This window comes from Klebsiella sp. EMBS2024 (genome assembly GCF_036233805.1).
Taxonomy (GTDB): Bacteria; Pseudomonadota; Gammaproteobacteria; order Enterobacterales; family Enterobacteriaceae; genus Klebsiella; species Klebsiella pneumoniae.
Genome location: NZ_JAZARW010000001.1, coordinates 2,125,284 through 2,151,086 on the forward strand (window position 1 = coordinate 2,125,284; position 25,803 = coordinate 2,151,086).

Annotated in this window: 22 protein-coding genes and 2 pseudogenes; 14 read left to right on the plus strand and 10 right to left on the minus strand. The window is 58.9% G+C overall.

The window, feature by feature from the left end; genetic code table 11:
* Positions 1–660: 660 nt before the first annotated feature.
* The 5 genes from VZP09_RS09680 to VZP09_RS09700 all read left to right on the plus strand — a co-directional run bounded on the left by VZP09_RS09680 (position 661) and on the right by VZP09_RS09700 (position 3,970).
* Positions 661–2,058: a cytochrome ubiquinol oxidase subunit I gene (locus tag VZP09_RS09680; RefSeq protein ID WP_004151214.1), complete on the plus strand. Its 1,398-nt coding sequence runs from the start codon at positions 661–663 to the stop codon at positions 2,056–2,058.
* Positions 2,058–3,068 carry a cytochrome d ubiquinol oxidase subunit II gene (cydB, locus tag VZP09_RS09685; RefSeq protein ID WP_002907458.1) on the plus strand — a complete coding sequence of 337 codons (1,011 nt, stop codon included), beginning with the start codon at positions 2,058–2,060 and terminating at the stop codon, positions 3,066–3,068. The genes VZP09_RS09680 and cydB overlap by 1 nt, the downstream gene beginning before the upstream one ends.
* Complete coding sequence (locus VZP09_RS09690) at positions 3,068–3,193, plus strand: DUF2474 domain-containing protein (protein WP_002907461.1); 126 nt, start codon at positions 3,068–3,070, stop codon at positions 3,191–3,193. The genes cydB and VZP09_RS09690 overlap by 1 nt, the downstream gene beginning before the upstream one ends.
* A gap of 95 nt (positions 3,194–3,288) precedes the next feature.
* A complete protein-coding gene (locus tag VZP09_RS09695; protein ID WP_114262012.1) occupies positions 3,289–3,591 on the plus strand; it encodes an acid shock protein in 303 nt (100 codons plus the stop codon).
* Between the two features lie 148 nt (positions 3,592–3,739).
* Entirely contained in the window at positions 3,740–3,970 is a 231-nt protein-coding gene (locus VZP09_RS09700; protein ID WP_004143781.1) for a DUF2554 family protein, read from the plus strand.
* Between the two features lie 12 nt (positions 3,971–3,982).
* Here VZP09_RS09700 and VZP09_RS09705 read toward each other — a convergent pair whose 3' ends face one another.
* The gene (locus tag VZP09_RS09705) at positions 3,983–5,944 is read right to left on the minus strand and encodes a peptidase U32 family protein (RefSeq protein ID WP_002907469.1); all 1,962 of its coding nucleotides are present in this window, start codon (positions 5,942–5,944) and stop codon (positions 3,983–3,985) included.
* A gap of 33 nt (positions 5,945–5,977) precedes the next feature.
* Between VZP09_RS09705 and VZP09_RS09710 the strand changes: the two genes are divergently transcribed.
* A complete protein-coding gene (locus VZP09_RS09710; RefSeq protein ID WP_004220096.1) occupies positions 5,978–6,145 on the plus strand; it encodes a hypothetical protein in 168 nt (55 codons plus the stop codon).
* Between the two features lie 10 nt (positions 6,146–6,155).
* Here the strand turns inward: VZP09_RS09710 and VZP09_RS09715 are convergent, their stop codons facing one another.
* Positions 6,156–6,725 (minus strand): helix-turn-helix domain-containing protein, encoded by a 570-nt coding sequence (locus VZP09_RS09715; RefSeq protein WP_002907473.1) that lies wholly within the window; start codon positions 6,723–6,725, stop codon positions 6,156–6,158.
* Between the two features lie 185 nt (positions 6,726–6,910).
* Between VZP09_RS09715 and VZP09_RS09720 the strand changes: the two genes are divergently transcribed.
* Positions 6,911–8,077 (plus strand): benzoate/H(+) symporter BenE family transporter, encoded by a 1,167-nt coding sequence (locus tag VZP09_RS09720; RefSeq protein ID WP_009307732.1) that lies wholly within the window; start codon positions 6,911–6,913, stop codon positions 8,075–8,077.
* On the opposite strand, the pseudogene VZP09_RS09725 reads toward VZP09_RS09720, so the two are convergent.
* Positions 8,054–8,922 (minus strand): annotated as a pseudogene (locus VZP09_RS09725) (helix-turn-helix domain-containing protein). The gene VZP09_RS09720 and the pseudogene VZP09_RS09725 overlap by 24 nt on opposite strands.
* Before the next feature lie 180 nt (positions 8,923–9,102).
* Between VZP09_RS09725 and VZP09_RS09730 the strand changes: the two are divergent.
* The gene (locus tag VZP09_RS09730; RefSeq protein WP_004175913.1) at positions 9,103–9,999 is read left to right on the plus strand and encodes a DMT family transporter; all 897 of its coding nucleotides are present in this window, start codon (positions 9,103–9,105) and stop codon (positions 9,997–9,999) included.
* A 46-nt stretch (positions 10,000–10,045) separates the two neighbouring features.
* On the opposite strand, the gene VZP09_RS09735 is transcribed toward VZP09_RS09730, so the two are convergent.
* The 3 genes from VZP09_RS09735 to tehA form a co-directional block, all read right to left on the minus strand.
* Entirely contained in the window at positions 10,046–10,714 is a 669-nt protein-coding gene (locus VZP09_RS09735) for a DUF3313 domain-containing protein (RefSeq protein WP_004184252.1), read from the minus strand.
* Positions 10,715–10,974: 260 nt separating this feature from the next.
* Positions 10,975–11,571, minus strand: coding sequence for a tellurite resistance methyltransferase TehB (gene tehB, locus VZP09_RS09740; protein ID WP_004891517.1), 597 nt, complete (start codon positions 11,569–11,571; stop codon positions 10,975–10,977).
* Positions 11,568–12,572 (minus strand): dicarboxylate transporter/tellurite-resistance protein TehA, encoded by a 1,005-nt coding sequence (gene tehA, locus VZP09_RS09745; RefSeq protein ID WP_328795085.1) that lies wholly within the window; start codon positions 12,570–12,572, stop codon positions 11,568–11,570. Before tehA ends, tehB begins: the two co-directional genes overlap by 4 nt.
* A gap of 111 nt (positions 12,573–12,683) precedes the next feature.
* Here tehA and ydcK point away from each other — a divergent pair, with 111 nt between their 5' ends.
* On the plus strand, positions 12,684–13,664 hold the full coding sequence (gene ydcK / locus VZP09_RS09750; RefSeq protein ID WP_004175903.1) for a YdcK family protein: 981 nt from the start codon (positions 12,684–12,686) through the stop codon (positions 13,662–13,664).
* Here ydcK and rimL read toward each other — a convergent pair.
* Positions 13,650–14,228, minus strand: a complete 579-nt coding sequence (gene rimL, locus VZP09_RS09755; RefSeq protein ID WP_032415040.1) for a 50S ribosomal protein L7/L12-serine acetyltransferase — start codon at positions 14,226–14,228, stop codon at positions 13,650–13,652. The two genes, ydcK and rimL, sit on opposite strands and share 15 nt — an antisense overlap.
* Positions 14,229–14,281: 53 nt before the next feature.
* On the minus strand, positions 14,282–15,937 hold the full coding sequence (locus VZP09_RS09760; protein ID WP_002907489.1) for a glucan biosynthesis protein D: 1,656 nt from the start codon (positions 15,935–15,937) through the stop codon (positions 14,282–14,284).
* Positions 15,938–16,374: 437 nt separating this feature from the next.
* Here VZP09_RS09760 and VZP09_RS09765 point away from each other — a divergent pair, with 437 nt between their 5' ends.
* Positions 16,375–17,463: an NAD(P)-dependent alcohol dehydrogenase gene (locus tag VZP09_RS09765; RefSeq protein ID WP_328795086.1), complete on the plus strand. Its 1,089-nt coding sequence runs from the start codon at positions 16,375–16,377 to the stop codon at positions 17,461–17,463.
* 46 nt (positions 17,464–17,509) lie between these two features.
* Here the strand turns inward: VZP09_RS09765 and VZP09_RS09770 are convergent, their stop codons facing one another.
* Both VZP09_RS09770 and hglS read right to left on the minus strand, forming a co-directional pair.
* Positions 17,510–19,015, minus strand: a complete 1,506-nt coding sequence (locus tag VZP09_RS09770; protein WP_023278953.1) for a carboxylesterase/lipase family protein — start codon at positions 19,013–19,015, stop codon at positions 17,510–17,512.
* A gap of 41 nt (positions 19,016–19,056) precedes the next feature.
* Positions 19,057–20,400, minus strand: coding sequence for a 2-oxoadipate dioxygenase/decarboxylase HglS (gene hglS, locus VZP09_RS09775; RefSeq protein ID WP_328795087.1), 1,344 nt, complete (start codon positions 20,398–20,400; stop codon positions 19,057–19,059).
* A gap of 239 nt (positions 20,401–20,639) precedes the next feature.
* On the opposite strand from hglS, the gene pcaH reads away from it, so the two are divergent.
* The 4 genes and pseudogenes from pcaH (at position 20,640) to VZP09_RS09795 (ending at position 25,772) form a co-directional block, all read left to right on the plus strand.
* Positions 20,640–21,380, plus strand: a complete 741-nt coding sequence (pcaH, locus tag VZP09_RS09780; protein WP_002907552.1) for a protocatechuate 3,4-dioxygenase subunit beta — start codon at positions 20,640–20,642, stop codon at positions 21,378–21,380.
* The gene (pcaG, locus tag VZP09_RS09785; protein WP_004184258.1) at positions 21,377–21,997 is read left to right on the plus strand and encodes a protocatechuate 3,4-dioxygenase subunit alpha; all 621 of its coding nucleotides are present in this window, start codon (positions 21,377–21,379) and stop codon (positions 21,995–21,997) included. The genes pcaH and pcaG overlap by 4 nt, the downstream gene beginning before the upstream one ends.
* A gap of 177 nt (positions 21,998–22,174) precedes the next feature.
* A complete protein-coding gene (locus tag VZP09_RS09790) occupies positions 22,175–23,098 on the plus strand; it encodes a LysR substrate-binding domain-containing protein (protein WP_004143800.1) in 924 nt (307 codons plus the stop codon).
* A 300-nt stretch (positions 23,099–23,398) separates the two neighbouring features.
* Positions 23,399–25,772 (plus strand): annotated as a pseudogene (locus VZP09_RS09795) (membrane-bound PQQ-dependent dehydrogenase, glucose/quinate/shikimate family).
* Positions 25,773–25,803 lie beyond the last annotated feature (31 nt).

A 25,803-nucleotide genomic window follows, 5' to 3' on the forward strand; every position in this document is an offset into this window, starting at 1 on the left:
CCATTATCATATATCAGTTATAAAAAAATCATAGTTTCCTGTAACTGTTATATCTGCAGCGGCGGCCGCGTCGCCGTGATAGCACGGGATGGGTTTAAAATATCACCACCCAGAATAGCGAGATTAAAACAAACCAGAAGATAATCATTACGCCAAGCGTAATGCACAGACTCTGTAATCCTTTTTCAGACATTGGCATTCCCTTTTATTTATTCCCGAGCTCATACAGTACAAATTAGCCGCGGAGCCGACAATTTATTATTATTTAATTTACGATTAACCGGCTCAGCGTTTTTACTTATTCTCATACTAATGAGTGACAATAAATCAGAGTAAAAATCCGTGGCGGATTTCGTAAGCCAAAATATGCGCCACGGCGGGTGGTAAGGATATATTATGCCGACCAGGTGACTACGCCATACCGGCGGCAGGGCCGCGTAGCCAGCCGTTAGCAATAATATGACAGACAGCGGAATAGCGCCTAATCACCTTCCGCAGGGATTAATCAAGGTTGCGCAAGGATATTTTCTCGCCCTGGCAACAGCTGAAAAATCATAACAGCGGCCAACTGTTATGATAAAAAATGGCGTGACTGCCTCTGCCCCTCAGTCGTCACCCCACCTAAAATTGCGCTGAATCAATTTTGTTGTGGAGTCCTGCATGTTCGGTCTTGATGCATTCCATCTGGCGCGAGTTCAATTCGCTTTTACGGTCTCATTTCATATTATCTTCCCCGCCATTACCATCGGACTGGCCAGCTATCTGGCGGTGCTCGAAGGCTTATGGCTAAAAACAAAAAATCCCGTCTGGCGCTCGCTGTACCATTTCTGGTCGAAGATTTTCGCCGTCAACTTCGGTATGGGGGTCGTTTCCGGGCTGGTGATGGCCTACCAGTTCGGCACCAACTGGAGCGGTTTCTCACAGTTTGCAGGCAGCATAACCGGCCCTCTGCTGACCTATGAAGTCCTGACGGCATTTTTTCTGGAAGCGGGCTTCCTCGGGGTGATGCTTTTCGGCTGGAACCGCGTGGGGCCGGGGCTACACTTTTTCGCCACCTGCATGGTGGCGCTGGGTACTATCATCTCCACCTTCTGGATCCTCGCCTCTAACAGCTGGATGCAGACCCCGCAGGGGTTTGAGATCGTTGATGGCCAGGTCGTGCCCGTCGACTGGCTGGCGGTGATCTTTAATCCGTCGTTCCCCTACCGATTATTGCATATGACAGTAGCGGCATTTCTCAGTAGCGCGCTGTTTGTCGGCGCCTCGGCGGCCTGGCATCTGCTGCGCGGCAATCAGTCGCCGGCGATCCGTAAGATGTTCTCGATGGCGCTATGGATGACGCTGCTGGTCGCCCCCGTCCAGGCGCTGATCGGCGATATGCATGGCCTGAATACCCTGAAGCACCAGCCGGCGAAAATCGCCGCCATTGAGGGGCACTGGGAAAATCCGCCGGGTGAGCCAACGCCGTTGCTGCTGTTTGGCTGGCCCGATATGGACCAGGAGCGCACCCGCTACGGGCTTGAGATACCGGCCCTGGGCAGTCTGATCCTCACCCACAGTCTTGATAAACAGGTGCCGGCGTTGAAAGAGTTCGCTCCTGAGGAGCGCCCGAATTCTACTGTGGTGTTCTGGTCATTTCGCCTGATGGCCGGGCTGGGCATGTTGATGCTGCTGCTGGGCGTGCTGGCCCTGTGGCTGCGTCGCGGCGACCGGCTATACCACTCGCGGCCGTTTCTGCGTTTTGCCCTGTGGATGGGGCCATCCGGCCTGATCGCTATTCTCGCCGGCTGGGTGACCACCGAGGTGGGCCGCCAACCCTGGGTGGTGTATGGCGTTCAGCGCACCGCCGATGCCGTTTCCGCTCATGGCGATCTGCATATGTCGGTCAGTTTATTGACCTTTATCGTAGTGTACAGCGCCGTCTTCGGCGTCGGCTACAGCTATATGCTGCGCCTGATCCGCAAGGGGCCGCAGGAGATGCTCCCGGCGACAACCGGTACGCCAGCCCGCCCGCTGTCCGCCGCCACTGAAGGTTATCTGCAGAAGGAGTCCCGCTAATGGGTATCGAATTATCGGTGATCTGGTTCGTGATTATCGTCTTTGCCACGCTGATGTACATCGTCATGGATGGCTTTGATCTGGGCATCGGCCTGCTGTTCAGCACGGTGCGGGGCGGCGGGGATCGCGACGTAATGGTCAACAGCGTCGCGCCGGTATGGGATGGCAATGAAACCTGGCTGGTGCTCGGCGGCGCCGGCCTGTTTGGCGCCTTTCCCCTCGCCTACGCGGTGATCATCGACGCCCTGTCGATCCCCCTGACCCTGATGCTGATCGGCCTGATTTTTCGCGGCGTCGCCTTTGAGTTTCGCTTCCAGGCTACGCCGTCGCACCGGCCATTCTGGGATCGCGCCTTTTTTGGCGGCTCCCTGCTGGCAACCTTCAGCCAGGGCGTGGTGGTCGGGTCGGTGATCAACGGTTTCACCGTCAGCGGTCGCGCCTTCAGCGGCGGCATGTTTGACTGGCTGACCCCGTTCAGCCTGTTCTGCGGACTCGGACTATGCGTGGCCTATGCGCTGCTCGGCGCCACCTGGCTGGTGATGAAAAGTGAAGGCGCGCTGCAGCAGAGAATGCGCAGCGCATCGCGGCAGTTGCTGGGTGCCCTGCTGGCGGTGTTTGCCGTCATCAGCCTGTGGACTCCGCTGGCGCACCCGGCGATTGCTGCCCGCTGGTTCAGCCTGCCGAATCTCTATTTCCTGCTGCCGGTACCGCTGCTGGTGATCCTCGTTAGCGGCTGGCTGTGGCGCACGCTGCATCAGCGCGACCGCCATGTTTCGCCCTTCACGCTGACGCTGGGCCTGGTCTTTCTCGGCTTCAGCGGACTGGGGATCAGCATCTGGCCGCATATTATCCCGCCGGCCATCACGTTGTGGCAGGCTGCCGCTCCCCCGCAAAGCCAGGGCTTTATGCTGGTGGGCGCCCTGCTGATTATTCCGGTCATTCTTGGCTACACCTGCTGGAGCTATTACGTGTTCCGCGGCAAAGTTCAGCCTGGGGAGGGATATCACTGATGCATACTGCCTGGCCTAAACGTCTGCTGTGGCTGATCGCGCTCTGGGGAGGTAGCGTACTGACGCTGGCCGCCATAAGCCTGCTGTTTCGCCTGCTGATGACCGCCGCAGGGCTAAAAGTCTGAGTGGGATGCAGAGAAGTCCGAAAAGGGACTTCTCCATCTTATCTTCACTTTTGCCTGATGAAATACGGCGCTACATCTGAAGAAAGGATATTGCTATGAAGAAGTTAGCTATACTCTCCGCCATAATGACGCTGGGAATGTCGTCATGGGCTTTCGCTGCCGACAACCCGCCGCCGCCGGAAAAAGGCGCGCAGCATCAGGGTAAACCGCCGGTGAAAAACGGCCAACACGATGGCAAGCAAGCGCAATACAACAGCAAACAGCCACAACGAGACGGCAAACAGTCACAACGAGACGGCAAACAGCCGCAGCACGACGGTAAACAGCCGCAGCACAACGGCAAGCAGCCGCCAAAAGGGAGCGAGCACAGCGGGAAACCGCTGCCGCCGAAAGCGTAGCACTCTGGCCTGGNTTCCGCGTCAGGCCTTTTTTCATCCTTCGTCAGCCATCGTTGACAAACTCTTGCCGTTCTTTGAGATGCCCGAAAAAAAGCCTGCATTGCGCCTGACATAGTATGTCCACGCCATTGTTCCGTCGAGAAAAGGTATGTTAAAGAGAAGCATAAGCGCCCTGCTGTTGCTGTGCGCATTATTTTCCGGGCATCTGTTGGCCCATCGTCAGGGACACGAGTACTTTCCGGTGCAAAGTCTCGAACAGCAGCTGCTGCACGAAGCGGATAGCGATGAGCTTCGCAGCCAGCACGAGGAGGCCGCCGCAGACCTGCGCGAACATCACCGCTGGCAGGACGACCGTAAACCGCGGGCATCCTGCCAATAGCATCGACTCGAATCAGGCCCCTTTGCGCTTCGGCAGCGTCTTCATCAGATCGTCCGGGCTGACGGAGGCCACAATGCTGCCCGGGTGCGGCATTTTGAGGATATGGTTTTTGATCTTGCCGACCACGTGCATTTCGCACGGACGGCAGTCAAACTTCAGGGTCAGGACCTCATCGCCATGGATCAGCTGCATCGGCGTGGCTTTCCAGCTCTTGATGGAGCCTTTCGCCTGCTTCGGGCAGAGGTTGAAGGCGAACCGCAGACAATGCTTAGTGATCATCACCGGCACATCGCCCTTCTCTTCGTGCGCTTCATAGGCGGCGTCGATCAGCTGTACGCCATAGCGCTGGTAGAACGCCCGCGCCTTGTGGTTATAGACGTTGGCGAGGAAGGAGAGATGGGTCTCAGGGTAGACCGGCGGCGGTACGGAGACCGGCTTGCGGGTGCCGCGCTGCCAGGCGTTGAGGCGCGCTTCATCCAGCATCTCCGCAGTTTCCCGACGCAGCTGGTTGAGCAGGCTGTTGGGCACAAACAGCGGCGGCAGATTAACCTGCACCTCGCGCGCATAGTAGATGGTTTGCCCCAGTTTTGTGACACCGTCACGCAGGTTGGCCAGCGCTTTCTCCGCCTGGTTAGCTTCGGCGAACTCCCCGTCAAGGGTGTGGGTCACGCTGACGCCATCTTCACAGGTCATGGTGAGAACCAGCTGCTCCTGCCAGCCGCTCAACGTCACATCTACCGCGATGCGGCGTTCGCTGGAGGTCTTTAGCAGCGCCTGTTGCCAGTTATGATCGAGGTTGCGGTTGAGCGGCTGATGGGGGCGCACTTTATGCAGATCCGCTGGCATCTCGTTCGGCCATACCCGATAACGGTTTTCGCCGGTTTTTTCCACGGTATTAGCACGGAAGCCCACCACTTCGCGCTTAATCATCACGTTGAGACCATCGCCGTTGGTTAACGGTTCACTGACTTCAACGTCGAGATGGTCTTTGCCTACCTTCAGAACTTCACCTACCGGCAGGCCGATAAATTTCGGCGAATCAAAGGCGCCGATATCGCCTTTGCGGGCATTAACAAAGTAGTCAGTGCTGCCCCGGTGGAAGGTTTTATCCGTGGACGGGATAAAGAAATGCTCAGTGCGTCCAGCCGAGGCGCGCGCCAGGTCGCCGCGATCTTCGATAATGGCATCCAGCATTTGACGGTAGTGCGCAGTGATGTTTTTCACATAACTCATGTCTTTGTAACGGCCTTCAATTTTGAAGGAGCGTACGCCAGCGTCGATCAGCGCCGCCAGGTTGGCGGTCTGATCGTTATCCTTCATCGACAGGAGATGTTTCTCATAGGCCACCACCCGCCCCTGATCGTCCTTCAGGGTATACGGCAAGCGGCAAGCCTGCGAGCAGTCGCCGCGGTTGGCGCTGCGTCCGGTCTGGGCGTGCGAAATGTAACACTGCCCGGAATAGGCCACGCACAGCGCGCCATGGATAAAGAATTCGATGGTGGCGTCAGTGTGGTCGTAAATGGCTTTGATTTGACTGAGGTTCAGTTCGCGCGCCAGCACGATCTGACTGAAGCCGGCGTCGGAGAGAAACTTCGCTTTTTCCACGCTGCGAATATCGCACTGGGTGCTGGCGTGCAGCTCAATCGGCGGCAGATCCAGCTCCATGATCCCCATATCCTGGACGATAAGCGCATCGACGCCTGCGTCGTAGAGATCGGTAATCAGCCGCTGCGCCGGCTCCAGTTCATCGTCATGCAGAATGGTGTTCAGCGTCACAAATACCTTTGCGCCAAAGCGATGAGCGAAAGGCACCAGCCCGGCGATATCGCTCAGACTGTTGCTGGCGTTGTGGCGGGCGCCAAAGCCAGGTCCACCGATGTAAACGGCATCGGCGCCGTGAAGGATCGCTTCGCGAGCGATACCGGCGTCGCGGGCAGGACTAAGAAGTTCAAGACGATGATTGTGCAGGCGCATACGCGTGTTGTTATCCAGTATAAGGGGGTCGAAATGGCGGCTATTGTAGTCAGAACCGGGCGCAGACGAAAACCTTTTCCGCCGTCACACGACGACGAATTTTCACTTTTCAACAAAGTATTGACGGAAAAGATATTTCCCTCAAATCACGGCGAAGAGTACTGTCATCACGTATTCCGGATTTTCCTCGTCACGTTGTGAGTGGTTATCATCAGTCATCTTGTCTGGCCGCGGGTTCGCTCGCGGTTTTTTCTTTTGGATAATGGATAAGAGAATGGAAATGGGCCGCCTGGGCGCCGCGGTTACGATACGCATGCGTCGCGTCGCCGGCGAAACGCCTACCCTCACCCGCCTGCAGCGAGTGCCACTCCCCTTGTAAGCACAAATCCAGCGTACCACTTATCACTACCACATGCTCAATCACCCCTTTCTCATGCGGCGTTGATTCGCTCAGCGCGCCGGGGGCAAGGGTTATCGAAAAATGGTCAAAGCGCAGCTCGGGATCCCACGGGAATACTGGCGTCACCACCATCGCCTGCTGCTGCGGATCAAACGCGGAGGGCGCGGCGCTGGCGTCCGGGACGATGAACGCCGAAAACGGTACGTTCAGCCCGGTGGCAATCTTCCACAGCGTCGCCACCGTTGGACTTGATTCATTCCGCTCAATCTGCCCGAGCATGGCTTTCGACACCCCGGTCTCTTCCGCCAGTCGCGACAGGCTCCAGCCTCGCTGCTGGCGCAGGGTTTTAAGCGTTGCCGCCAGATGTTGCGCAATATTCATCCTTCCTCCCGTTTTTACTGCGCAAAGTATACCGCCATTTGTCTGATTTTTTCAGGACGTTTAACGGCATCGTACGCCACTGGCGGCGAGTTTTTCTCCCAGGGTAGCTGCGCGAACCACCGCTTGTGCGTTATAACGCACAATGATACAGTGAATGGATGTTATAACGCACATGAGAATCATCGATGCGCTCGTTTAGTCTTCCGCTTCCCACTCTGTTCGCTGGCTTCGTCGCCGTGTTGGTGGGGTACGCCAGCTCCGCCGCCATCATCTGGCAGGCCGCCGCCGCGGCCGGCGCTACCCCCGGGCAGATCGCCGGCTGGATGACGGCTCTTGGCCTCGCCATGGGCATCAGTACTCTCGCGCTGAGCGCCTGGCGGAAAGTTCCTGTGCTCACCGCCTGGTCAACGCCGGGCGCTGCGCTGTTAGTTAGCGGCCTGCAGGGGGTGACCCTCGCCGAGGCCGTGGGGATCTTTATTTTCGCCAACGCGCTGATCGTTATCTGCGGCGCCACCGGCCTGTTTGCCCGGCTGATGAAGATCATTCCCCATTCGCTGGCCGCCGCGATGCTGGCTGGGATCCTGCTACGGTTTGGTTTGCAGGCCTTCGCCGGCTTACAGGATCATCTGCCGCTGTGCGGCGGGATGCTCGCCGCCTGGCTGCTGTGTAAAGCGCTGTGGCCCCGCTTCGCCGTGGTGGCCGCGCTGGTGATTGGAGCGCTGATTGCGGCGGCGTCCGGGGATGTGGCTAGCGCCGCCGTGCCGCTGGCATTTGTGACGCCGGAATGGGTCGCCCCGCAGTTTACTCCGGCGCTTTTGCTCAGCGTCGGTCTGCCGTTCTTCCTCGTCACCATGGCCTCGCAGAACGCTCCAGGGTTCGCCACCCTGCAGGCATCAGGCTATACCGTACCGGTCTCCGCACTGATCGTCGTTTGCGGGGGGTTGGCACTACTGCTGGCGCCGTTTGGGGTTTATTCCATCTGCATCGCGGCGATCACCGCCGCCATATGCCAGAGCCCGGAGGCGCACCCGGATCCGAACCAGCGCTGGCTGGCGGCCATAGCCGCGGGCGGTTTTTATCTGCTGGCCGGTCTGTTCGGCGGGTCAATCACCGCCCTGATGTCGGCCCTGCCGCCGGCGTGGATCCAGATGCTGGCGGGTCTGGCGCTGCTCGGCACCATCGGCGGGAGTCTGTTTCAGGCAGTGCATCAGGCCAGTGAGCGCGATGCGGCAGTGCTAACCTTCCTGGTCACCGCCAGCGGGGTGACGCTGGCGGGAATTGGCTCCGCCTTCTGGGGCGTGGTGCTCGGCGGGGTGAGTTACGGCGTGCTATCCGCGCTGCGCCGCCCGTAGCTGGGAGGGCGTCAGGNGGTGGCGGCTTTGACCCGATGGCTGAAATGGCTGGGGGAGCTAAAACCACAGGCCAGCGCTATCTCGGTTAACGGCAGCGCGCTATGGCAGATCAGGTTTTGCGCCTTCGCCATTCGCTGCTGCATGACGTACTGATGCGGAGCCATATTTAGCGACTGACGAAACATACGAGCAAAATGAAACTCGCTCAGACCCGCCTGCTGCGCCAGGTCGGCCAGGGTCAAGGGCTGATCGAGATGAGCATCGATCCAGGCCAGTACGTGACGCTTTACGCCTGGCGCCAGCCCGCCGGTGACCGTCGGCAAACGCCACTGCACGGTGGAATAGTGCTGGATCAGATGGGTAAGCAGTAAGCTGCTGGCGGCGCTGAGGGTCAGCTGGTTCGCCGGCTGCCGCCAGTCGTTAGCCAGCAAAAACTGACGATACACTGCGGTGATTTTATCATCGCTGGCGAAGGTCTTTTCCTGCAGGGTGAAGTTCGCCGGGCTGCGGTCCCACACCTCCTCGCCGACGCGACGCAGGTGCGCATCGGTACAGTAAAGATGCACAAACGACAGATCGCCGCGGATATCCCATACGCTTTCATCGCCTTTCGGCATCAGACAAAAACGATCCGGGCCGCCGCCATTTTTCCAGCCGTGCGGCGTCTTTTGATAGCTTTCGTAGCCATCAGCGACGTACAGACTTAAAGTATGATGGTCGCTGCGCACCGTCACGGTATCGCAATTGTTATACCAGGCGGCCAGTTGAATACCGGAATTCAGCTCCACGGTCCCCTTCAGCACCGCGTTCTGTCGCCGTAATGTTTCAAATGTCCCGTAACCCATCGTCTTCACACATTGTCTGTAAAAGCCCTAGTCTAGGGAGACTACGGCGCGGTTTCCAGTCCTCACCGCCAGCGGATAGCAAATAAGCGCAAGAATTTGCAAGCCGACAACAAACCGGTGAAAGCCGTAGCAGGCGGCAGCCGGCATACTCCTCCCATCAACAGGTAGAGGAGAACCAGGGTGAACGCATTACTCTATGCACTCGTTGTCGTGATCTGGGGTACAACGTGGATTGCGATTTTTTTACAACAGGGACCGGTGGCCGCGCCGGTATCGATTTTCTGGCGTTTCGCCGTAGCCAGTGTCACGATGCTGGCGATTCTGCTCGTCACACGACGCCTGCGGCCGCTGGGCGCGAAAGATCATCTCTGCTGCCTGCTGCAGGGCTGCTGCGTCTTCTGCTTTAATTTCTGGTGTTTTTATACCGCCGCCGCCTGGATCAATACCGGTCTGGAATCGGTGATCTTTTCGATGGCGGTACTGTTTAACGCCATCAACAGCTTTCTCTTTTTTCGCCAGCAGCCGCCGGGCCGCTTCTGGGCCGCCGCCGCGCTGGGTCTCGCCGGTATCGTCATCCTGTTCTGGGACGACCTGCTGGCCAACGGACTGAACGCCTCGCTGCTGTGGGGGATCGGGCTGAGCGCCCTGGGCACCTACGGTTTTTCGCTCGGCAATATGTTCAGTATTCGCCACCAGCGCCGCGGGCTGGAAACGCTGACCACCAACAGCTGGGCGATGCTCTACGGCACGCTGGTGATGGGGGCGATCGCTCTGCTGCGCGGCGATAACTTTATGCCAGAATGGACCGTCAGCTATCTGGGCGCCCTGCTTTACCTGGCGCTGTTCGGCTCGGTCATCGCCTTTGGCGCCTATTTCACTCTCGTTGGGCGCATCGGCGCCAGCAAAGCCGCCTACAGTACGCTGCTGTTTCCGCTGGTCGCCTTATCCATTTCCACCGTCTATGAAGGGTATGTCTGGCACAGCAACGCCGTGATCGGGCTGGCGCTGATCCTGCTGGGTAACCTGGTGATGTTTGCCAAACCGGAACAGCTATTGCTGCGCCGAAGGCTGGCCTGAGGAGGCTGAAGAAAAACAGCGCCGTCGTCAGACGGCGCTGGCACGATTAACGCTGAGAGGGATCGAATTTAACGGCGTCGACCGCCATATCATCGATAACCTGCTTCAGGGTATCGACGGTCAGCGGTGTATTCTCATTCGCCAGGGTTTTGCCTTCCCCTTTACGTACGACCTTGATGACCGGCTTATTGGTGCTGGCGTCAATGACCTCCGCCTCAAAGTACAGATCGGTGTCCATGGTACGATGGCCGGTGGCGGCCTGGGTGCCGGCGACAATCATAGCGACCGGGATCACTTCATAGAACTGCAGCCCCTCTTTGCTGGAGTCCACCCCGGTGATCGCCCCGCGGAAGATGAGGCTGCGCTTGCCGGCGGTAGTGGCCAGCGGTTTACGCTCGGAAATAGCCTGTTTCAGCTCTTTGTTGGTGTAGTTAAGAATATCCTGCAGCGCCTTCTCCCCTACCTGGGTGGTCGGCTTCGGTACCGGATAGTAGGTCACCGGGTGATAAACGATATTGTCATAGTTGGCCGGATTGAAGTTCGGATCGATCCAGCGCAGCTCCGGCTTGCCGGAGGCAGAGGTCGTTTCTTTCAAACTGGAATAATCTTTTAAGAAGCCCGAATACTGATCCGGTTGCGCCACTTTCGCCGCACAGCCGGTCAACGCCAATATTCCCGCCAGAGCGGCGACTTTCAGTAAAACGCGAGTACGCATAGAGAGATCCCTGTAAATGCAGTTTTTTTTCGGCAGACGTTATAGCAAATAGGACCCACTAGTTTTGTGACAAAAAAANGGCTTCGTCAAGGAAGATTTATAAATATTGATTGCCTGAACATTACGTTAATAAATAATCACTTAAAAGGGGTATCGCGCGGTTTTCCAGGCTCATTTTCGCCGCAACGGGTCTCTGTCTTGCCCAGGCTCTGGCGGGGAATGCGGCGCGGGCCATGCTCAGCTTCCCACGCCGCGGCGAATCAGGCAGGCTTGCGCGCCAACAGGGTGGCGAAGCGCAATTTGATGCGATTGCCGTTGGCGTCGGTGCGATGCAGCTCACCGACGTCCTCATTGTATTTCAGCAGCTCCCAGCCCTGGTAATAATCACGAAGCTCATCAGGTTTAAAGGCAAACGGGAAGCCGACGGTGCAGGGATAGTCTTCGGTATCCATCGCCGCCACAATCAGGTTATAGCCGCCGGCGGCGGTGCAGCGCTGCATATTGGCGATCAGGCCGGGGATGGTGTCAGGCTCGAGGAACATCATCACTACGGTGGAGAGGATCAGGTCATACTCGCCGTCAAAGCTCAGGCTGTTGAGGTCTTTCACCGCCGTTTGCAGATTATCCAGTCGCTCGGCGGCGCGAATACTTTCCAGATTGTTGAGGCTCATCGGATTTTTATCCCACGCCGTCACCGCGAAGCCGTTCGCCGCCAGATAAAGGCTGTTACGCCCGTTGCCGCAGCCCAGATCCAGCGCCCGCCCCGGCGGCACAATCGTCGCGGCATGCAGCACCTCGGAATGGGTGCGGGTCAGGCTGTATTTTTGACTAAAATAATCCGCGTCACGCTTTGTCATGATCCTTCCTTCTTATTCAGGAGTGTTTCCCGGTCGACCTGGAGCAACAGTTTTCCGCTGACCAACAGCAACGCTGTACGCAGCAGCAGCAGGCCGACAACCANATTGCTAAAAATAAACAGCGGCATCGCCAGATGATGAAAAAAGCCGTCTCCCCTGGCCTGGCCGAGATGCAGACCGGTGGTGGCCAGCGCGGAAATGCCGAACGAGAAGCTCCAGAAAGAAGCATTGAACGGCTGACGAAGATACCAGGGCATCAGACGGAGCATAAACAGTAGCTGCAGCAGGCCGTAACCAAACAGCAGCTTAGCGAAGGTATCGGCCTCCCCGCCGTTGACGCTGAGCCAGGCGCTGCAGGCCACCAGCGCAGGCGCCAGCTGGATCCCCAGCGAGGTGCGCAGCGGCGTCGGCAGCTCGCCTGCGCTGCGCAGACGCTGGAGGATCGCCGGCTCGAGGCTCAGCCAGGAGAAGACCCCGGCGCCGAGGAACACCAGTCCGGCATCGGAAAATCCCAGCGCGCCGCAGGCCATCGCGCTGATAAAATTATTGGCTACTGTCGGTAGATACAACCCCGGCGTGGTGGCCTCGCGAGGATGGTTCCCCCGCCATAGCCCACCGCTTTGCCAGGCGGCATAGGCGAGCTGCAGCGCCACGCCCGGCACAAACAGCCCGATCGCCAGCGGCCGGCACCAGGGAGCCAAACCAATCGCCACCAACAGCGTGGTGGCCGGAAACAGGCTGACGAAGCTGCTGCTCACCGGATGACGCATCTCCCGCAGCACGCTCGCCGGAAAGCGGATCGCCCGGCTGATAAACGCCATGCTGAGCAGGACCCACATCGCCATCGCCAGCGTCACCAGCCCATCACCAATGCTGCGGCTGACCGGCCAGAGGGTGCTGGCGTAACGCCAGGCGAAGCCCATTCCGATGGTGCCGAGCACCATGCCAAAATAACCCGCCGGCAGGTTTAGCACCTGCCGCGGCGTTTGCGTTTTATTCATTTTATTGATGATATCAATTTAATTTGAAGTTGCATTCTAAAGGAACCTTATCCCGCGCGCTATGGCGATCTTTGCTATGTTTATGTTAACCATAAGTAATAAGGATCGGCCATGCGTAAATACCGTCTCAGCGAACAGACCCGGCAGTATTGTTATGAGGAAGAGCATGGCAAACAAAGCGTCACCCTGCGCCAGATAGTGGCGCTTATTGATTTCGCTGACGTTAAAGCGGGCAGCGAAGGCGGCTGGGTGGATGAGGAATGCGCTCTCAGCCAGCAGGGGGAGTGCTGGATCTACGATGTCAACAGCGTGGTCTTCGCCGGGGCGCGCATCCGTGACGACGCCCGCTTAACCGGGTTCTGCGTGGTCAGCCATGAGGCCACCATCGGCGGACGGGCCTGCATTCACGCCTCGCAGATCAGCCATCACGCGCAGATCAGTGACAACGTCACGGTTATGCAGAGCCAGGTGCGCGGTTATTGTCGCCTTGCCGACGAGGCGCGTCTTCTCCCCCACTGCCAGGTGATTGCCGCGCGCGGGTTAACCGCCGATCGCGACAAAGTCCTGCAGATCTATCAGCGAGCCACCGTCAGCGCCTCGCGCATTCTCCACCAGGCGCAAATCTACGGCGATGCCTTCGTTGAGCATGCGTTTGTCGAACATCGGGCGGAAGTGTTTGACCAGGCAAGACTTGAAGGGAACGAAGAAAACGACGTCTGGGTATGCGATAACGCCCGGGTATACGGGCACGCGCGTCTGATCGCCGGTCGTGGAGAGGATGCCATTCCCACCGTGCGCTACAGTTCGCAGGTGGCAGAGAATGCGGTGATTGAAGGCAACTGCCTGCTGAAGCATCGGGCGATGGTCGGCGGCGAGGCGCAGCTGCGAGGTGGTCCGATTCTGCTCGACGACGATGTGCTGATCCAGGGGCGGACAGTCATCATCGGCGATGTGATCGTTGAGCACCAGGTCTCCATCAATGACGAGGTGCAGATTGCCGCACAGGAGGGAGAGGCCATTCATCTGCGCGGCCCGAAAACGCTTGACGGCCAGCAGCACATCACCCGCACGCCGCTGTTAGGCGCGCTTTAATGCCTCATCGCGGTCAATAATGCGGGCGTAGATATTCTGATCGTCATAGCTACCTTTCAGATACTCGGCTTGTCGGAGACAGCCTTCCAGAACAAACCCGTTGCGCAACGCTACCTGGTTGCTGCGGGTGTTCGCCACCCGGCATTTGATCACAAACCGGCGCACCAGCCCGCTGGCGGCATAATGGCGGATAAAGGCCTGTAATGAACGGGAAAGCAGCCCTTGCCCCTGGTGCTCTTCATCGATCCAGTAGCCAATATAGGCCGTTTTATTCTGCGGCTCGATCTGATTGAACGACAGGACGCCGACTAGCTGCTTATCGAGAAACAGCAAAAACATTTTGGCGTAATCCCGCTGATGCAGCATCACGTTGCCCTGCACATGGCGGCGGGTCTCGTCTTCGCTGCGCACCTCGGCGGGCCAACTGAGCGACTGCTGTAGCCAGCGCTGGTTTTTGACCACCAGCTGGTGCAGGTCGCTAACGTAGCGCTCATCAATGGCGATTAGCGTCAGCGCGTCGGTTACCGGGATCGACTCAGGTACTGCTGGGATATCTGCGGTCATAGCGCTCTCTTCTGGCCCGCAGGGACTGCCTGCGGGCGTCGGGTGACTCAGGGTTATTTCATGATCCGGTCGTCAACGTAGTTGCGTTTATCTGCTGCCGGCGGGAAATACTGATAGAGCCAGGTTTCGCTGATGGCTTCTCCCTGACAGCGCAGGAACAGACGCATCTCCACCGGGTCGGTTGAGTCGGTGGTCGGATACCAGTCGAAAAGGATCCGGTAGCCATCGAACGGCTCGACGTAGAGGATCTCAATCTGCTTCGCTTCCCCGCTGGAGAGGGTGATCACCGGTTCAATACCGCGCGGCGCGGCCGCCTTCAAATCGCCGCCGACAAAGTCGATGGCAAAACGACGCGCCCACTTATCCGGGTAGTGTTCACCCGGCGCCCATCCCTCGGGGAAGCCCCCCATCCCGGTGCGGGTGGCCAGAACGCGCGCCAGCGGAGTGCTCACCGGCGGCTGCGCGCTCCAGTAAAGACGGTAGCGGAAGTCCAGTTCGTCGCCCGCCTTCACCGCCTTTTCCGGCTGCCAGAAGCAGACGATATTATCCAGCGTTTCGCCGGTAGTTGGGATCTCCATCAGGCTGACCGCCCCTTTGCCCCACTGGTTACGCGGCTCAACCCACAGGCTGGGACGCTTGTTATACCAGCCCATCACATCCTGGTAGTGGGAGAAATCACGGTCCAGCTGCAACAGACCAAAGCCGCGCGGGTTCTTGTCCTGGAAGGCATTGAACTGCAGCTTCTGCGGGTTATTCAGCGGCCGGCAGACCCATTCCCCGTTGCCCAACCACATTGACAGCCGATCGGAGTCGTGGATTTGCGGATGGATGGTGTCGCACATCCGCCGCTCATTATTGCCGCAGCTGAACATACTGGTCATCGGCGCGATACCCAGCTGTTTGATATCCTTGCGGGCGTACAGGTGGTTTTCCACGTCCATGATAACCTGGGTATCCTGGCAGTGGATGGTGAACTTGTAGGCGCCAGTGATGCTCGGGCTGTCCAGCAGCGCGTAAACGGTAAACACCGTGGCGTCCCCTTTGACCGTTTCGAACCAGAACGACGTAAAGTCGGGAAACTCTTCCGGGGTATCGGTAAAGGTATCCACCGCCAGACCGCGGGCCGACAGGCCATACTGATAGGTGCTGTCTACCGCGCGGAAGTAGCTGGCGCCGAGGAACGCCACGATATCGCGGCGCGCCAGCTCCGGCGCTTTAAACACCCGGAACCCGGCGAAGCCGAGGTCAGACTGTCCTTCCAGCTGACGGGTATCCACACCGGCGTCATTGTACTTAAACAGCTCCGGACGGAAGTGGATCTCGCGCGCCTGCTGGGTGCTGGCGTCTAAAGAGAACATCCGCACGCGGCGACGGAACCCCATCCCGACGTGGAAAAACTGGATGTCCAGCTTACGCTCTTCAATATTGTTCCACAGCGAGTGGTTGGCATCGTACTGGATGCTGTTATAGGCCTGCGGGGTGAGATTGGCGAGCGTCGGCGGCAGATCGCGCGGGGCGCCGCCCCACGGCTGGCGCGCCAGATCGTGAGCCATCGCCTGCAGAACAGCATAATCAAAACGACGCGTTTGCCCGTCGGCAATGCCCGCGTCTTCGGCAAAAGCGGCCTGACTGAATAAGGAAGCGACTCCTGACGTTCCGCATACGGCGGCAACAGCCATGGAAGATTTAAGAAAACGTCTGCGGTTCATGCCTGAGAAAGCGTCCTTCTGCACGGGTGAATTGATTCGCAACGCGTCATCACGCTGCGTGATAATTTCCGCCCACTCTAGACAAAAACGATTAATAATCCAATTGTTGCCAGCAGAAAAAAGGTAAAAAAGCCCTGTCCAGAGGAACAGACTGTTTTTTTCATTTCCTCTGACGTGTAGCCTGGGCATACACGCTGCCTGCCGCTTTTTACCCCTGACTATTCAAGGGAAATCTATTCTCCAGTGCTGAATATTCACCCCATGTATCGCTCCTCGCCGCGCGCGTTTTTTAGGCACGATTCGCGCAAATTCCCATCGCGCCTGGTGCTAACTTTTCCCCGATAACCGCTATCTTTCTTCACGTTAGCGGCCAACAGGGGAGAGCCGTTCGGGCTGTCCCGCCACGCTCTCCAGGGAATTCATTCAGGAGTCATGCCATGCAAGTGAAAGCAGCCGTTACGCTGGGCTACCAGCAGCCTTTTGTCATCAAAGACGTCGAGGTCGCCCCGCCGGGGAAGGACGAGATATTAGTGAAAATTGTCGCCACCGGCGTCTGCCATACCGACGCCGTGATGCGCGACAACCCCGGGGTGGTGCCTATGCCGGCGATCCTCGGCCATGAAGGCGCCGGGATCGTTGCCAGCGTCGGCGAGGCGGTTAGCGGCATCAGAGTAGGAGACCACGTAGTGCTCAGCTACGCCGCCTGCCACCACTGCGAAAATTGTTTAAGCAACCACCCTTCGGCTTNCGAAGATTTTAATACGCTTAATTTTGGCGGCCGACGCGAGGATGGCACCACCCCCTACCGGCTGGGAGACCAGGATCTGTCCCTGTTCTTTGGCCAGTCGTCTTTCAGCCAGTATGTGGTCACCCGCGCCAGCAACGCGGTCGTGGTCGACCCGGAGGTTGATCTCACCCTGCTCGGCCCGCTGGGCTGCGGTATCCAGACCGGTAGCGGGACGGTGCTCAACCGCCTGAAACCGGTGGTCGGCGAATCGCTGGTGGTGTTTGGCTGCGGCGCGGTGGGGCTCAGCGCCATCATGGCAGCGAAATTAACCGGCTGTTCGCAGATTATCGCGGTGGATATCCATGCCAGCCGCCTCGCCCTGGCGCGCGAACTGGGCGCCACCCATCAGATCAACGGTAAGGAACAGGATGCCGTCGCCGTGATTAAACAAATCACCGGTAAAGGCGCCCACTACGCGGTGGAAACGACCGGCGTCTCCGCTATCGTTCTGCAGGCCGTACACGCGGTGAAACCGCTGGGAACGGTGGCGATTGTGGGCTTTACCGGAGATATCACCCTTAACGTGCAGAACGACCTGATGGCGGAGGGAAAATCGCTGGTCGGGGTGATTGAAGGCGACGCCGTGCCGGCGCTGTTTATTCCGCTGTTGGTGCAACTCTATAAACAGGGAAAATTCCCTATCGATAAGCTTATCGCCCGCTATCCGTTGGCCGATATCAACCAGGCCTTCGCCGATTCGGCGTCCGGCAAGGTGATCAAGCCGGTGGTGGTCGTGTGAGATAACGTCGCCACCGGTCGGTGGCGACAGTTGCGCATTATGGGATTTATTCCAGCGTCACGTGATGCTTCATCACCCGGCGAAACAGCGCCAGTCTGGCGCGCATAAAGCGGTTCTCCACTTTAAACCCGGCGCGCTTATGCAAGCCAATGCGCAACAGGCGATCCCGCCCGCGCAGGCACGCCGGCCAGCGCACCGCGCCGGAAAGCGTCTGCTCGCCGCTGGCGAGGCGGGCAAACTGCGCCCAGTAGTCAGCGACCTGAGCGGCGAAGGCCAGATCCGCTTCGCTGGCGTACTGCCGCACCGGGTCGGTCAACCGCAGGTTATCAAACACGTAGGGCACCTCGTTGCCATGCCAGGCCCCATGCGGGTAGGCGTCATGCTCCGCTTCCGCGACATAATCAAACCAGTAGCGCCAGCACGGCTGACCCACGCGCTGTTGCGCCTGCATCACTACATAACCAAGGGTGGTGAAGGCCATGTCGCGGCATACTTCCCGCCCCAGCGCTTCATCGCCCTTCACGCCGGGATAGAGGAGTTTGATCAGCCCCAGCCCCAGACGGCGCTCTCGGCGCAGCTTCTGGATCTGCCCGGCAATATCGACGCCGAACACGGCCATCACGCTGGCTTCATCGCTATTGGAGCCGATCATCACCGGTATCGGATGCTGGCGGCCGGCAAAGAAGGTCTCCAGCATCGGCTGCGGCAGCACCGCGTCTCCGGCAATAGGCGCTGGCCCGGTATTCAGCGGCGCGGTGAGCGACCAGAAGGCCTCCGCCGGGATCGCCCGCAATTCCTCAGCGCTGGCTTGCGGTAAGGCGAAGTGTTCCGCCAGCAGGCGCCCTTTTTCCAGCGCTTTTTCCCGCGGCAGATCGGGTAGCGTATACCCGCTCTGAATAATCGCTTTATGAAACAGCCCTTTCGCTTTCGGGGAGGCCATTAGCGACAGCACGCTGCGCGCCCCGGCGGATTCGCCAAACAGCGTGACGTTGGCGGCATCCCCGCCGAAGGCGTGGATATTCTCCTGAACCCACTGCAGAGCGGCAATCTGATCGAGCAACGCGAAATTATAGAGACGTTCGCCCGCCTCTTGTTCCAGCGCCGGATGGGCGAAAAAACCGAGATGGCCCAGCCGGTAGTTAACTGTCACCACCACCACGTCGCGGCTGGCAAGCGCTTTGCCATCGTAAGGCGGCAGGCTGCCGGCGCCGATGGTAAACCCGCCGCCGTGNAGCCAGACCATCACCGGCAGCGGCTGCGCTGCGCTGGCCGGGGCCCAGACGTTGAGATATAAGCAGTCTTCGCTGAAGGCGCCAGGATCGCCGCCGCCGAGCTCGCGGCAGTAGTCAATGTCCTGCCAGCTGGCGGCGGAAAAGGTCTCAGCTGGACGTACCCCCTGCCAGCGGGCGGCTGGCTGCGGCGCGCGCCAGCGCAGCGGGCCCACGGGCGGCGCGGCGTACGGAATGCCGCGCCAGATATGAATCCCCTGTTCTGCGCTCCCGGCAAGCGTTCCCTGACGGGTTTTCGCCAACGGTTTCGACGGATGTTGCATAACCTGCTCCCTGTAAGGCTGATGCCAGCAGGGTACTGATTTTACAGCAGACCGCAACGTCGTTTGCTGCGCTCCTCCGCCTGTCGGTATAGTTCAAACTCATCCTGCACCGGGCAGCCCAGAGCTGCCTCAAACGCCTCGCGACTGGCGTTCCCGTGGCTGCGCGCCTGGGTTTCGTTGCCCAGATTGGACTGAAAAATGCCCGCCGCGCTGACCGGTAAAAAATCTTCATAAATAATCGGCTGGGCGACCACCCACCCGCGCTCAATCAGCGGCTGCGGATCGTCGCCCGGGCGAAACGCCTGGCGATGTGCCNCACCCGTGGGCGTCAGGCGGTAGCGAAACCAGGCCAGCCCCTGCTGACGGAGCAGAAATTCGCTGTCGGGAAATTCGCTAAACACCTCCTGTAGATGCTGCTGGTGGCTGAGATTATCTTTCCCGGTTCCTGCCGCCTGCAGCAGCCGATCGTACAGCGCGCGCCCTTTCGGCGTCAGCGCCACGCCCCGCTGCTCAATTTCGCCAAAGCGGGCGCTATGGGTGCCTCGGTGTTCTCCGGCGAACATCACCGGCTCCTCAAGCGCCTTAAAGCTGGTCTGCCGCAGGAGGATCGGGACCTCCCGGCGCGGTGGCCCTTCAATCAACGCTTTGGGTTCAATACCGCACTCCGGCATCAGGGACTGGACGCGGTCAATATCCAGCGTCCGCGGCGTGAGATGGTTGATATGACACCCCGGGAAACAGACCACATCGGCAATCAGGCGGTGCTCGCGATGCAGAGCATGGTAAGTCTCCTCATCGACGGTGGCTTGCCGGTGCCAGCGGAACGTCTCCAGCGCCTCCTGGACAAACTCGCGCGCGTCGGCAGAGGTGAATTCGCCCTCTGCTTCATACTGCGCAATCAGCGCCAGGCAGCGGGGGGTGAAGATTTTGCGCCGCGCGAGGATCGCCTCGGCCCGCTCGCGCAGGGCGCGATTTTCAATCAGCTCCAGGCGCAGCAGCGAGGTGAAAATCCGAAATGGATTGCGCGCCAGCGCGGCATCGTCGATGGGACGAAACGCCGTGGAGTGGACCGGCACGCCGGCCTGCGAGAGATCGTAATAGCTAACGGGATACATCCCCATGATGGCAAACATGCGACGGAGCGTCGCCAGTTCTTCCGCTGTGCCCACGCGAATCGCGCCGTGGCGCTCCACGTTTAAGCGCGCCAGCTCGTCAGCGTTAGCGAGCTGTTCATGCAGCTGCGGATTATTTTCCAGTACCGCCAGGTTGACGTCAGCCACCAGCTCCAGCAGCGTTCCGTACTGCGGAACTTCCTGCTGGTACATGGCCGACATGGCCTGCGAAAAGTGCTCCCGAATCTCATCAGCCGTGATGGTGTTCGCCATGATGTGTTACCTCCAGTGAATACTTCCTGGAGTGTAGGAAAGCTGCCTCGCGGCGGGGGGAAGAATTTACAAACTGTGATGGCGATAACCTGCCGCCGGTCCAGGTCATTGCGCAAAACATAACCCATAGTTATGAAAAACACCCTGTAATTTCACTTTAAATTAACAATACATTTACACACACTGCTTCTGGCGACATTACAACAATATGCCCCTCTACCGTCTACACGGAGTACCCTATGAACGACAAATGGTCCCCACGTGAGGTTGTCCATCGCGATTACAGTAGCCACCCGCCCGCTTACGCGCCGGGCTATAAAACCAGCGTCCTGCGCTCGCCAAAAAACGCCCTCATCTCTCTGCAGAACTCGCTGTCAGAGATCACCGGCCCGGTATTTAGCCGCGACGACCTGGGCCCTCTGGATAATGACCTAATCCTGAACTATGCCAAAGAAGGCCTGCCTATCGGCGAGCGGATCATCGTCCACGGTTACGTGCGCGATGGATTCGGCCGACCGATGAAAAATACGCTGGTGGAAGTCTGGCAAGCCAATGCTGGCGGTCGCTACCGGCATAAAAAAGATCAGTATCTGGCGCCGATTGACCCGAATTTTGGCGGTTGCGGCCGGGTGCTTACCGATGAAAACGGCTATTACTGTTTTCGCACCATCAAACCCGGCCCCTACCCCTGGCGCAACCAGGCCAGCGACTGGCGTCCGGCGCATATCCATTTTTCTCTCTCGGGCGACGCCTGGGCCCAGCGCCTGATCACCCAGATGTATTTTGAAGGCGACCCGTTGATTAAGCAGTGCCCGATCGTCAGGACTATTAATAATGACGACGCCGTGCGCACGCTGATCGCCGAGCTGGACATGCACGCCGCCGTACCGCTGGATTGTCTGGCCTACCGCTTCGACCTTGTTCTGCGCGGCCACCGCGCCACGCTGTTTGAAAATCGCACTCAGGGGGCCGCCCGATGAAAGAGTATCTGCCTGAAACCGCCTCGCAGACGGCGGGACCCTATGTTCATATCGGCCTGGCGCCGGACGCCGCAGGCTTTCATATTTTTGAGAAAAATTTTGGCCCGGTCCTCACTACCGCCGATACCGCCGGGGAGCGCATCACCATTGAAGGCCGGGTTATCGACGGCTCCGGGACGCCGGTCCGCGATGTGCTGCTGGAGATCTGGCAGGCCAACGCCGCGGGTCGCTATAACCATCCTGACGATCGTCAACAGCAGAAAGCCGTCGACCCGGCCTTCCGCGGCTGGGGGCGTACCTGCTCTGATTTCACCTCCGGCATTTGGCGCTTTGAAACCATCAAGCCGGGCCCGGTGGTCGGTCGGGATGGCCGGCTGATGGCGCCGCACGTCAACCTGTGGGTGGTGGCGCGGGGGATCAATATTGGCCTGAATACGCGGATGTACTTTGCCGATGAACACGAGGCCAACGCCAGCGACCCGGTGCTGAATCTCATCGAGTGGGAGGTGAGACGCAAAACCTTAATCGCCGAGCGCGAGGTTCGCGGTACGGAAGTGGTCTATCGTTTTGACATTCATCTGCAGGGCGAGAACGAAACCGTCTTTTTCGATATTTAGCCGTCGCGGTGACCACCACCTTCGCCCCGTTTCTGCGGGGCGAAGGCGTTTTCAACCACAGGGAAAGATCTTGTCATGTAACCAACCCAAATGTTAATAATATTTTGCTATCTGGTTATCAAATTTAAACAAGTCCGCTTGTCTCTTTCACCGCTGTGTTTTTAACATCATCTTACTATGGAAAAAAATGGTCTCTTCAGTCAGCGCATTCGCTTGCGCCATCTACACACCTTCGTGGCCGTCGCTCAACAGGGAACGCTGGGGCGCGCGGCTGAAACATTAAATCTGAGCCAGCCAGCACTCTCGAAAACGCTTAACGAGCTAGAACAGCTGACCGGTACCCGGCTGTTCGAGCGGGGTCGTCTTGGGGCGCAGCTAACCCTGGTCGGCGAACAGTTTCTGACGCATGCCGTTAAGGTGCTTGACGCCCTTAATTCGGCCGGCCAGGCGCTGAACCGCAAAGAGGGCCTGAATAACGATATCGTGCGCATCGGCGCGCTGCCCACCGCCGCGCTGGGGATCCTGCCGACGGTGATCGGCCAGTTTCACAAGCAGCAAAAAGATATCACGCTGCAGGTCGCCACTATGAACAACACCATGCTGCTCGCCGGCTTAAAATCCGGGGAGATCGACATCGGCATTGGACGTATGTCCGACCCGGAGCTGATGAGCGGGCTGCATTACGAACTGTTGTTCCTTGAATCCCTGAAGCTGGTGGTTCGCCCGGGACATCCCCTGCTTCAGGAGACGGTGACCCTTAGTCGGGTGATGGAGTGGCCGGTGGTGGTCTCACCTAAAGGCACCGTGCCGCGGCAAAACGCCGAAGCGCTGCTCCAGAGCCAGGGCTGTAAGATGCCCGCCGGCTGCATCGAGACCCTCTCCGCCTCCCTGTCGCGCCAGCTGACGGTGGATTTTGACTATGTCTGGTTTGTCCCTTCCGGGGCGGTAAAAGACGATCTTCGCCGTGGCGTGCTAACCGCCCTGCCGATCGCCACCCAGGGCGCCGGAGAGCCCATCGGCATTTTAACCCGCGTCGATGCGACACTGACCCCGGGTACGCAGACGCTGCTCAGCGCTATCCGTAAGTCCATGCCTGCCTGACCCCCCTTTCTCCCCGGCCCGCAGCGGCCGGGGAACCTGCAAACGCGCCGACGCCGCTCCCCATGACGTTAGACATATTCGGCAAAATAATCATTTAGTGCGAAATTATTTATTAACATTTGCGCAAACTTCTTTAACAGATCTATCATGTCTCGATTTCACCAAATGGTTCACTCGAAATCTAATCAAGCAACAAATACAGTCTTATGAAGGTTAAAACCACTTCATTCAAAAATGATTCAAAAGCAACATGTTTCATTTGGTTCACAGTGAGGTGGCTGGTGTGGTTAAGGAGATTACATGGCAACTGGCAACGCGCCNNCGCGGATTCCCCCGGATCCTGCAGTGGCTTCTCGCCGGACTGATGCTCATCATCGGTCTGGCTGTGGGTATTCTTGGGGCAAAACTGGCCCTCGTCGGCGGTACACTGTACTTCGCGCTGATGGGCGTGGTCATGGTCATCGCGGCGGTGTTGATTTTCCGCAACCGCCGCGGCGGTATTCTGTTATACGCCGTGGCGTTTATCGCCTCGGTGATCTGGGCGATTAGTGACGCTGGCTGGAACTACTGGCCGCTCTTCTCGCGCCTGTTTGCGCTCGGCGTACTGGCCTTCCTGGCCGCCCTGGTCTGGCCTTTCCTCGCCAGCCCACCGGCGAAAAAAGGCCCGGCCTATGGCGTCGCCGCCGTTCTCGCCGTGGCGCTGGCGGTGAGCTTTGGCTGGATGTTCAAATCCGCACCGCTGGTCAGCGCGACTGAAGCGGTACCAGTCAAGCCCGTCGCGCCAGGCGAACAGCAGAAAAACTGGGCGCACTGGGGTAACACCACCCACGGCGACCGTTTCGCCGCCCTCGACCAAATCAACAAACAAAACGTCAACCAGCTGCAGGTTGCCTGGGTAGCGCATACTGGCGATATCCCGCAGAGCAACGGCTCCGGCGCGGAAGATCAGAACACCCCGCTGCAGATTGGCGATACTCTCTACGTCTGTACCCCTTACAGTAAAGTGCTGGCGCTGGATGTGGACAGCGGAAAAGAGAAATGGCGCTATGACTCCAAATCCTCTTCACCCAACTGGCAGCGCTGCCGCGGCTTAGGGTATTACGCAGATAGCCAGGCGCAAACCGCGCAAGCGTCAGGCACGCAGCCGGCCGCCTGTTCCCGTCGTCTGTTCCTGCCGACCATCGACGCCCGCCTGATCGCCATTGATGCCGATACCGGCAAACTGTGCGAAAGCTTCGGCGATCGCGGTATTGTCGACCTCAGCGTCGGCATGGGTGAAGTGAAAGCGGGTTACTATCAGCAGACCTCCACCCCGCTGGTGGCGGGCAATGTGGTGGTGGTGGGCGGCCGCGTCGCGGATAACTACTCCACCGGCGAACCGCCGGGCGTGGTCCGCGCGTTTGATGTCCACACCGGCAAACTGGCGTGGGCGTGGGATCCGGGCAATCCAGCGCTGACCGGTGTTCCGCCGGAAGGCCAGACCTACACGCGCGGTACGCCAAACGTCTGGTCGGCGATGTCCTATGACGCGAAGCTGAATCTGATCTATCTGCCCACCGGCAACGCCACGCCAGATTTCTTTGGCGGCGAACGTACCGCGCTGGACGATAAATACAGCTCCTCTATCGTGGCCGTGGATGCCACCACCGGCCAGGTGCGCTGGCACTTCCAGACCACACACCACGATCTGTGGGACTTTGACCTGCCGTCTCAGCCGCTGCTGTACGATCTGCCTGACGGCAAGGGCGGCACCACCCCGGTGCTGGTGCAGACCAGCAAGCAGGGCATGATCTTTATGCTCAACCGCGAGACCGGCGAGCCGGTGGCCAAAGTGGAAGAGCGTCCGGTGCCGGCGGGCAACGTCAAAGGTGAACGCTACTCGCCGACGCAACCTTACTCGGTAGGGATGCCGATGATCGGCAACCAGACGTTGACCGAGTCCGATATGTGGGGAGCGACACCGATCGACCTGCTGCTGTGCCGTATTCAGTTCAAAGAGATGCGCCATCAGGGCGTCTTTACCCCGCCAGGTGAAGATCGTTCCCTGCAGTTCCCGGGCTCGCTCGGCGGCATGAACTGGGGCAGTGTTTCGCTGGATCCAAACAACAGCCTGATGTTTGTCAACGATATGCGTCTGGGCCTGGCCAACTATATGGTGCCGCGCGCGAAGGTGGCGAAAGACGCCAGCGGGATCGAGATGGGCATCGTGCCGATGGAGGGCACGCCGTTTGGCGCGATGCGCGAACGTTTCCTGTCGCCGCTGGGCATTCCGTGCCAGAAGCCGCCGTTCGGCACCATGTCCGCGGTAGATCTGAAAACCGGGAAACTGGTGTGGCAGGTGCCAGTTGGCACCGTAGAAGACACCGGGCCGCTGGGCATACGTATGCACATGCCAATTCCAATCGGCATGCCGACCCTTGGCGCATCGCTGGCAACGCAGTCCGGACTGCTGTTCTTCGCCGGCACCCAGGATTTCTACCTGCNCGCCTTTGATACCGCGAACGGCAAAGAGATCTGGAAATCGCGTCTGCCGGTCGGCAGCCAGTCCGGCCCGATGACCTACGTCTCACCGAAAACCGGTAAGCAGTACATCATTATCAATGCCGGCGGCGCCCGCCAGTCACCGGATCGCGGCGATTACATCATCGCCTACGCGCTCCCAGACCATCACTGATCGACATACACAAAAGGGCCCATCCGGGCCC

What these genes read in the sequence shown, in the direction of transcription:
- tehB (WP_004891517.1), bottom strand. Translation starts at nt 11,571, where the DNA reads ATGACAAAGCGTGACGCGGATTATTTTAGTCAAAAATACAGCCTGACC.
- VZP09_RS09720 (WP_009307732.1), top strand. Translation starts at nt 6,911, where the DNA reads ATGCGCTCGTTTAGTCTTCCGCTTCCCACTCTGTTCGCTGGCTTCGTC.
- VZP09_RS09735 (WP_004184252.1), bottom strand. Translation starts at nt 10,714, where the DNA reads ATGCGTACTCGCGTTTTACTGAAAGTCGCCGCTCTGGCGGGAATATTG.
- cydB (WP_002907458.1), top strand. Translation starts at nt 2,058, where the DNA reads ATGGGTATCGAATTATCGGTGATCTGGTTCGTGATTATCGTCTTTGCC.
- VZP09_RS09705 (WP_002907469.1), bottom strand. Translation starts at nt 5,944, where the DNA reads ATGCGCCTGCACAATCATCGTCTTGAACTTCTTAGTCCTGCCCGCGAC.
- VZP09_RS09790 (WP_004143800.1), top strand. Translation starts at nt 22,175, where the DNA reads ATGGAAAAAAATGGTCTCTTCAGTCAGCGCATTCGCTTGCGCCATCTA.
- pcaH (WP_002907552.1), top strand. Translation starts at nt 20,640, where the DNA reads ATGAACGACAAATGGTCCCCACGTGAGGTTGTCCATCGCGATTACAGT.
- VZP09_RS09700 (WP_004143781.1), top strand. Translation starts at nt 3,740, where the DNA reads ATGTTAAAGAGAAGCATAAGCGCCCTGCTGTTGCTGTGCGCATTATTT.
- VZP09_RS09690 (WP_002907461.1), top strand. Translation starts at nt 3,068, where the DNA reads ATGCATACTGCCTGGCCTAAACGTCTGCTGTGGCTGATCGCGCTCTGG.
- VZP09_RS09710 (WP_004220096.1), top strand. Translation starts at nt 5,978, where the DNA reads ATGGCGGCTATTGTAGTCAGAACCGGGCGCAGACGAAAACCTTTTCCG.
- VZP09_RS09715 (WP_002907473.1), bottom strand. Translation starts at nt 6,725, where the DNA reads ATGAATATTGCGCAACATCTGGCGGCAACGCTTAAAACCCTGCGCCAG.
- ydcK (WP_004175903.1), top strand. Translation starts at nt 12,684, where the DNA reads ATGCGTAAATACCGTCTCAGCGAACAGACCCGGCAGTATTGTTATGAG.
- VZP09_RS09695 (WP_114262012.1), top strand. Translation starts at nt 3,289, where the DNA reads ATGAAGAAGTTAGCTATACTCTCCGCCATAATGACGCTGGGAATGTCG.
- VZP09_RS09760 (WP_002907489.1), bottom strand. Translation starts at nt 15,937, where the DNA reads ATGAACCGCAGACGTTTTCTTAAATCTTCCATGGCTGTTGCCGCCGTA.
- pcaG (WP_004184258.1), top strand. Translation starts at nt 21,377, where the DNA reads ATGAAAGAGTATCTGCCTGAAACCGCCTCGCAGACGGCGGGACCCTAT.
- VZP09_RS09680 (WP_004151214.1), top strand. Translation starts at nt 661, where the DNA reads ATGTTCGGTCTTGATGCATTCCATCTGGCGCGAGTTCAATTCGCTTTT.
- rimL (WP_032415040.1), bottom strand. Translation starts at nt 14,228, where the DNA reads ATGACCGCAGATATCCCAGCAGTACCTGAGTCGATCCCGGTAACCGAC.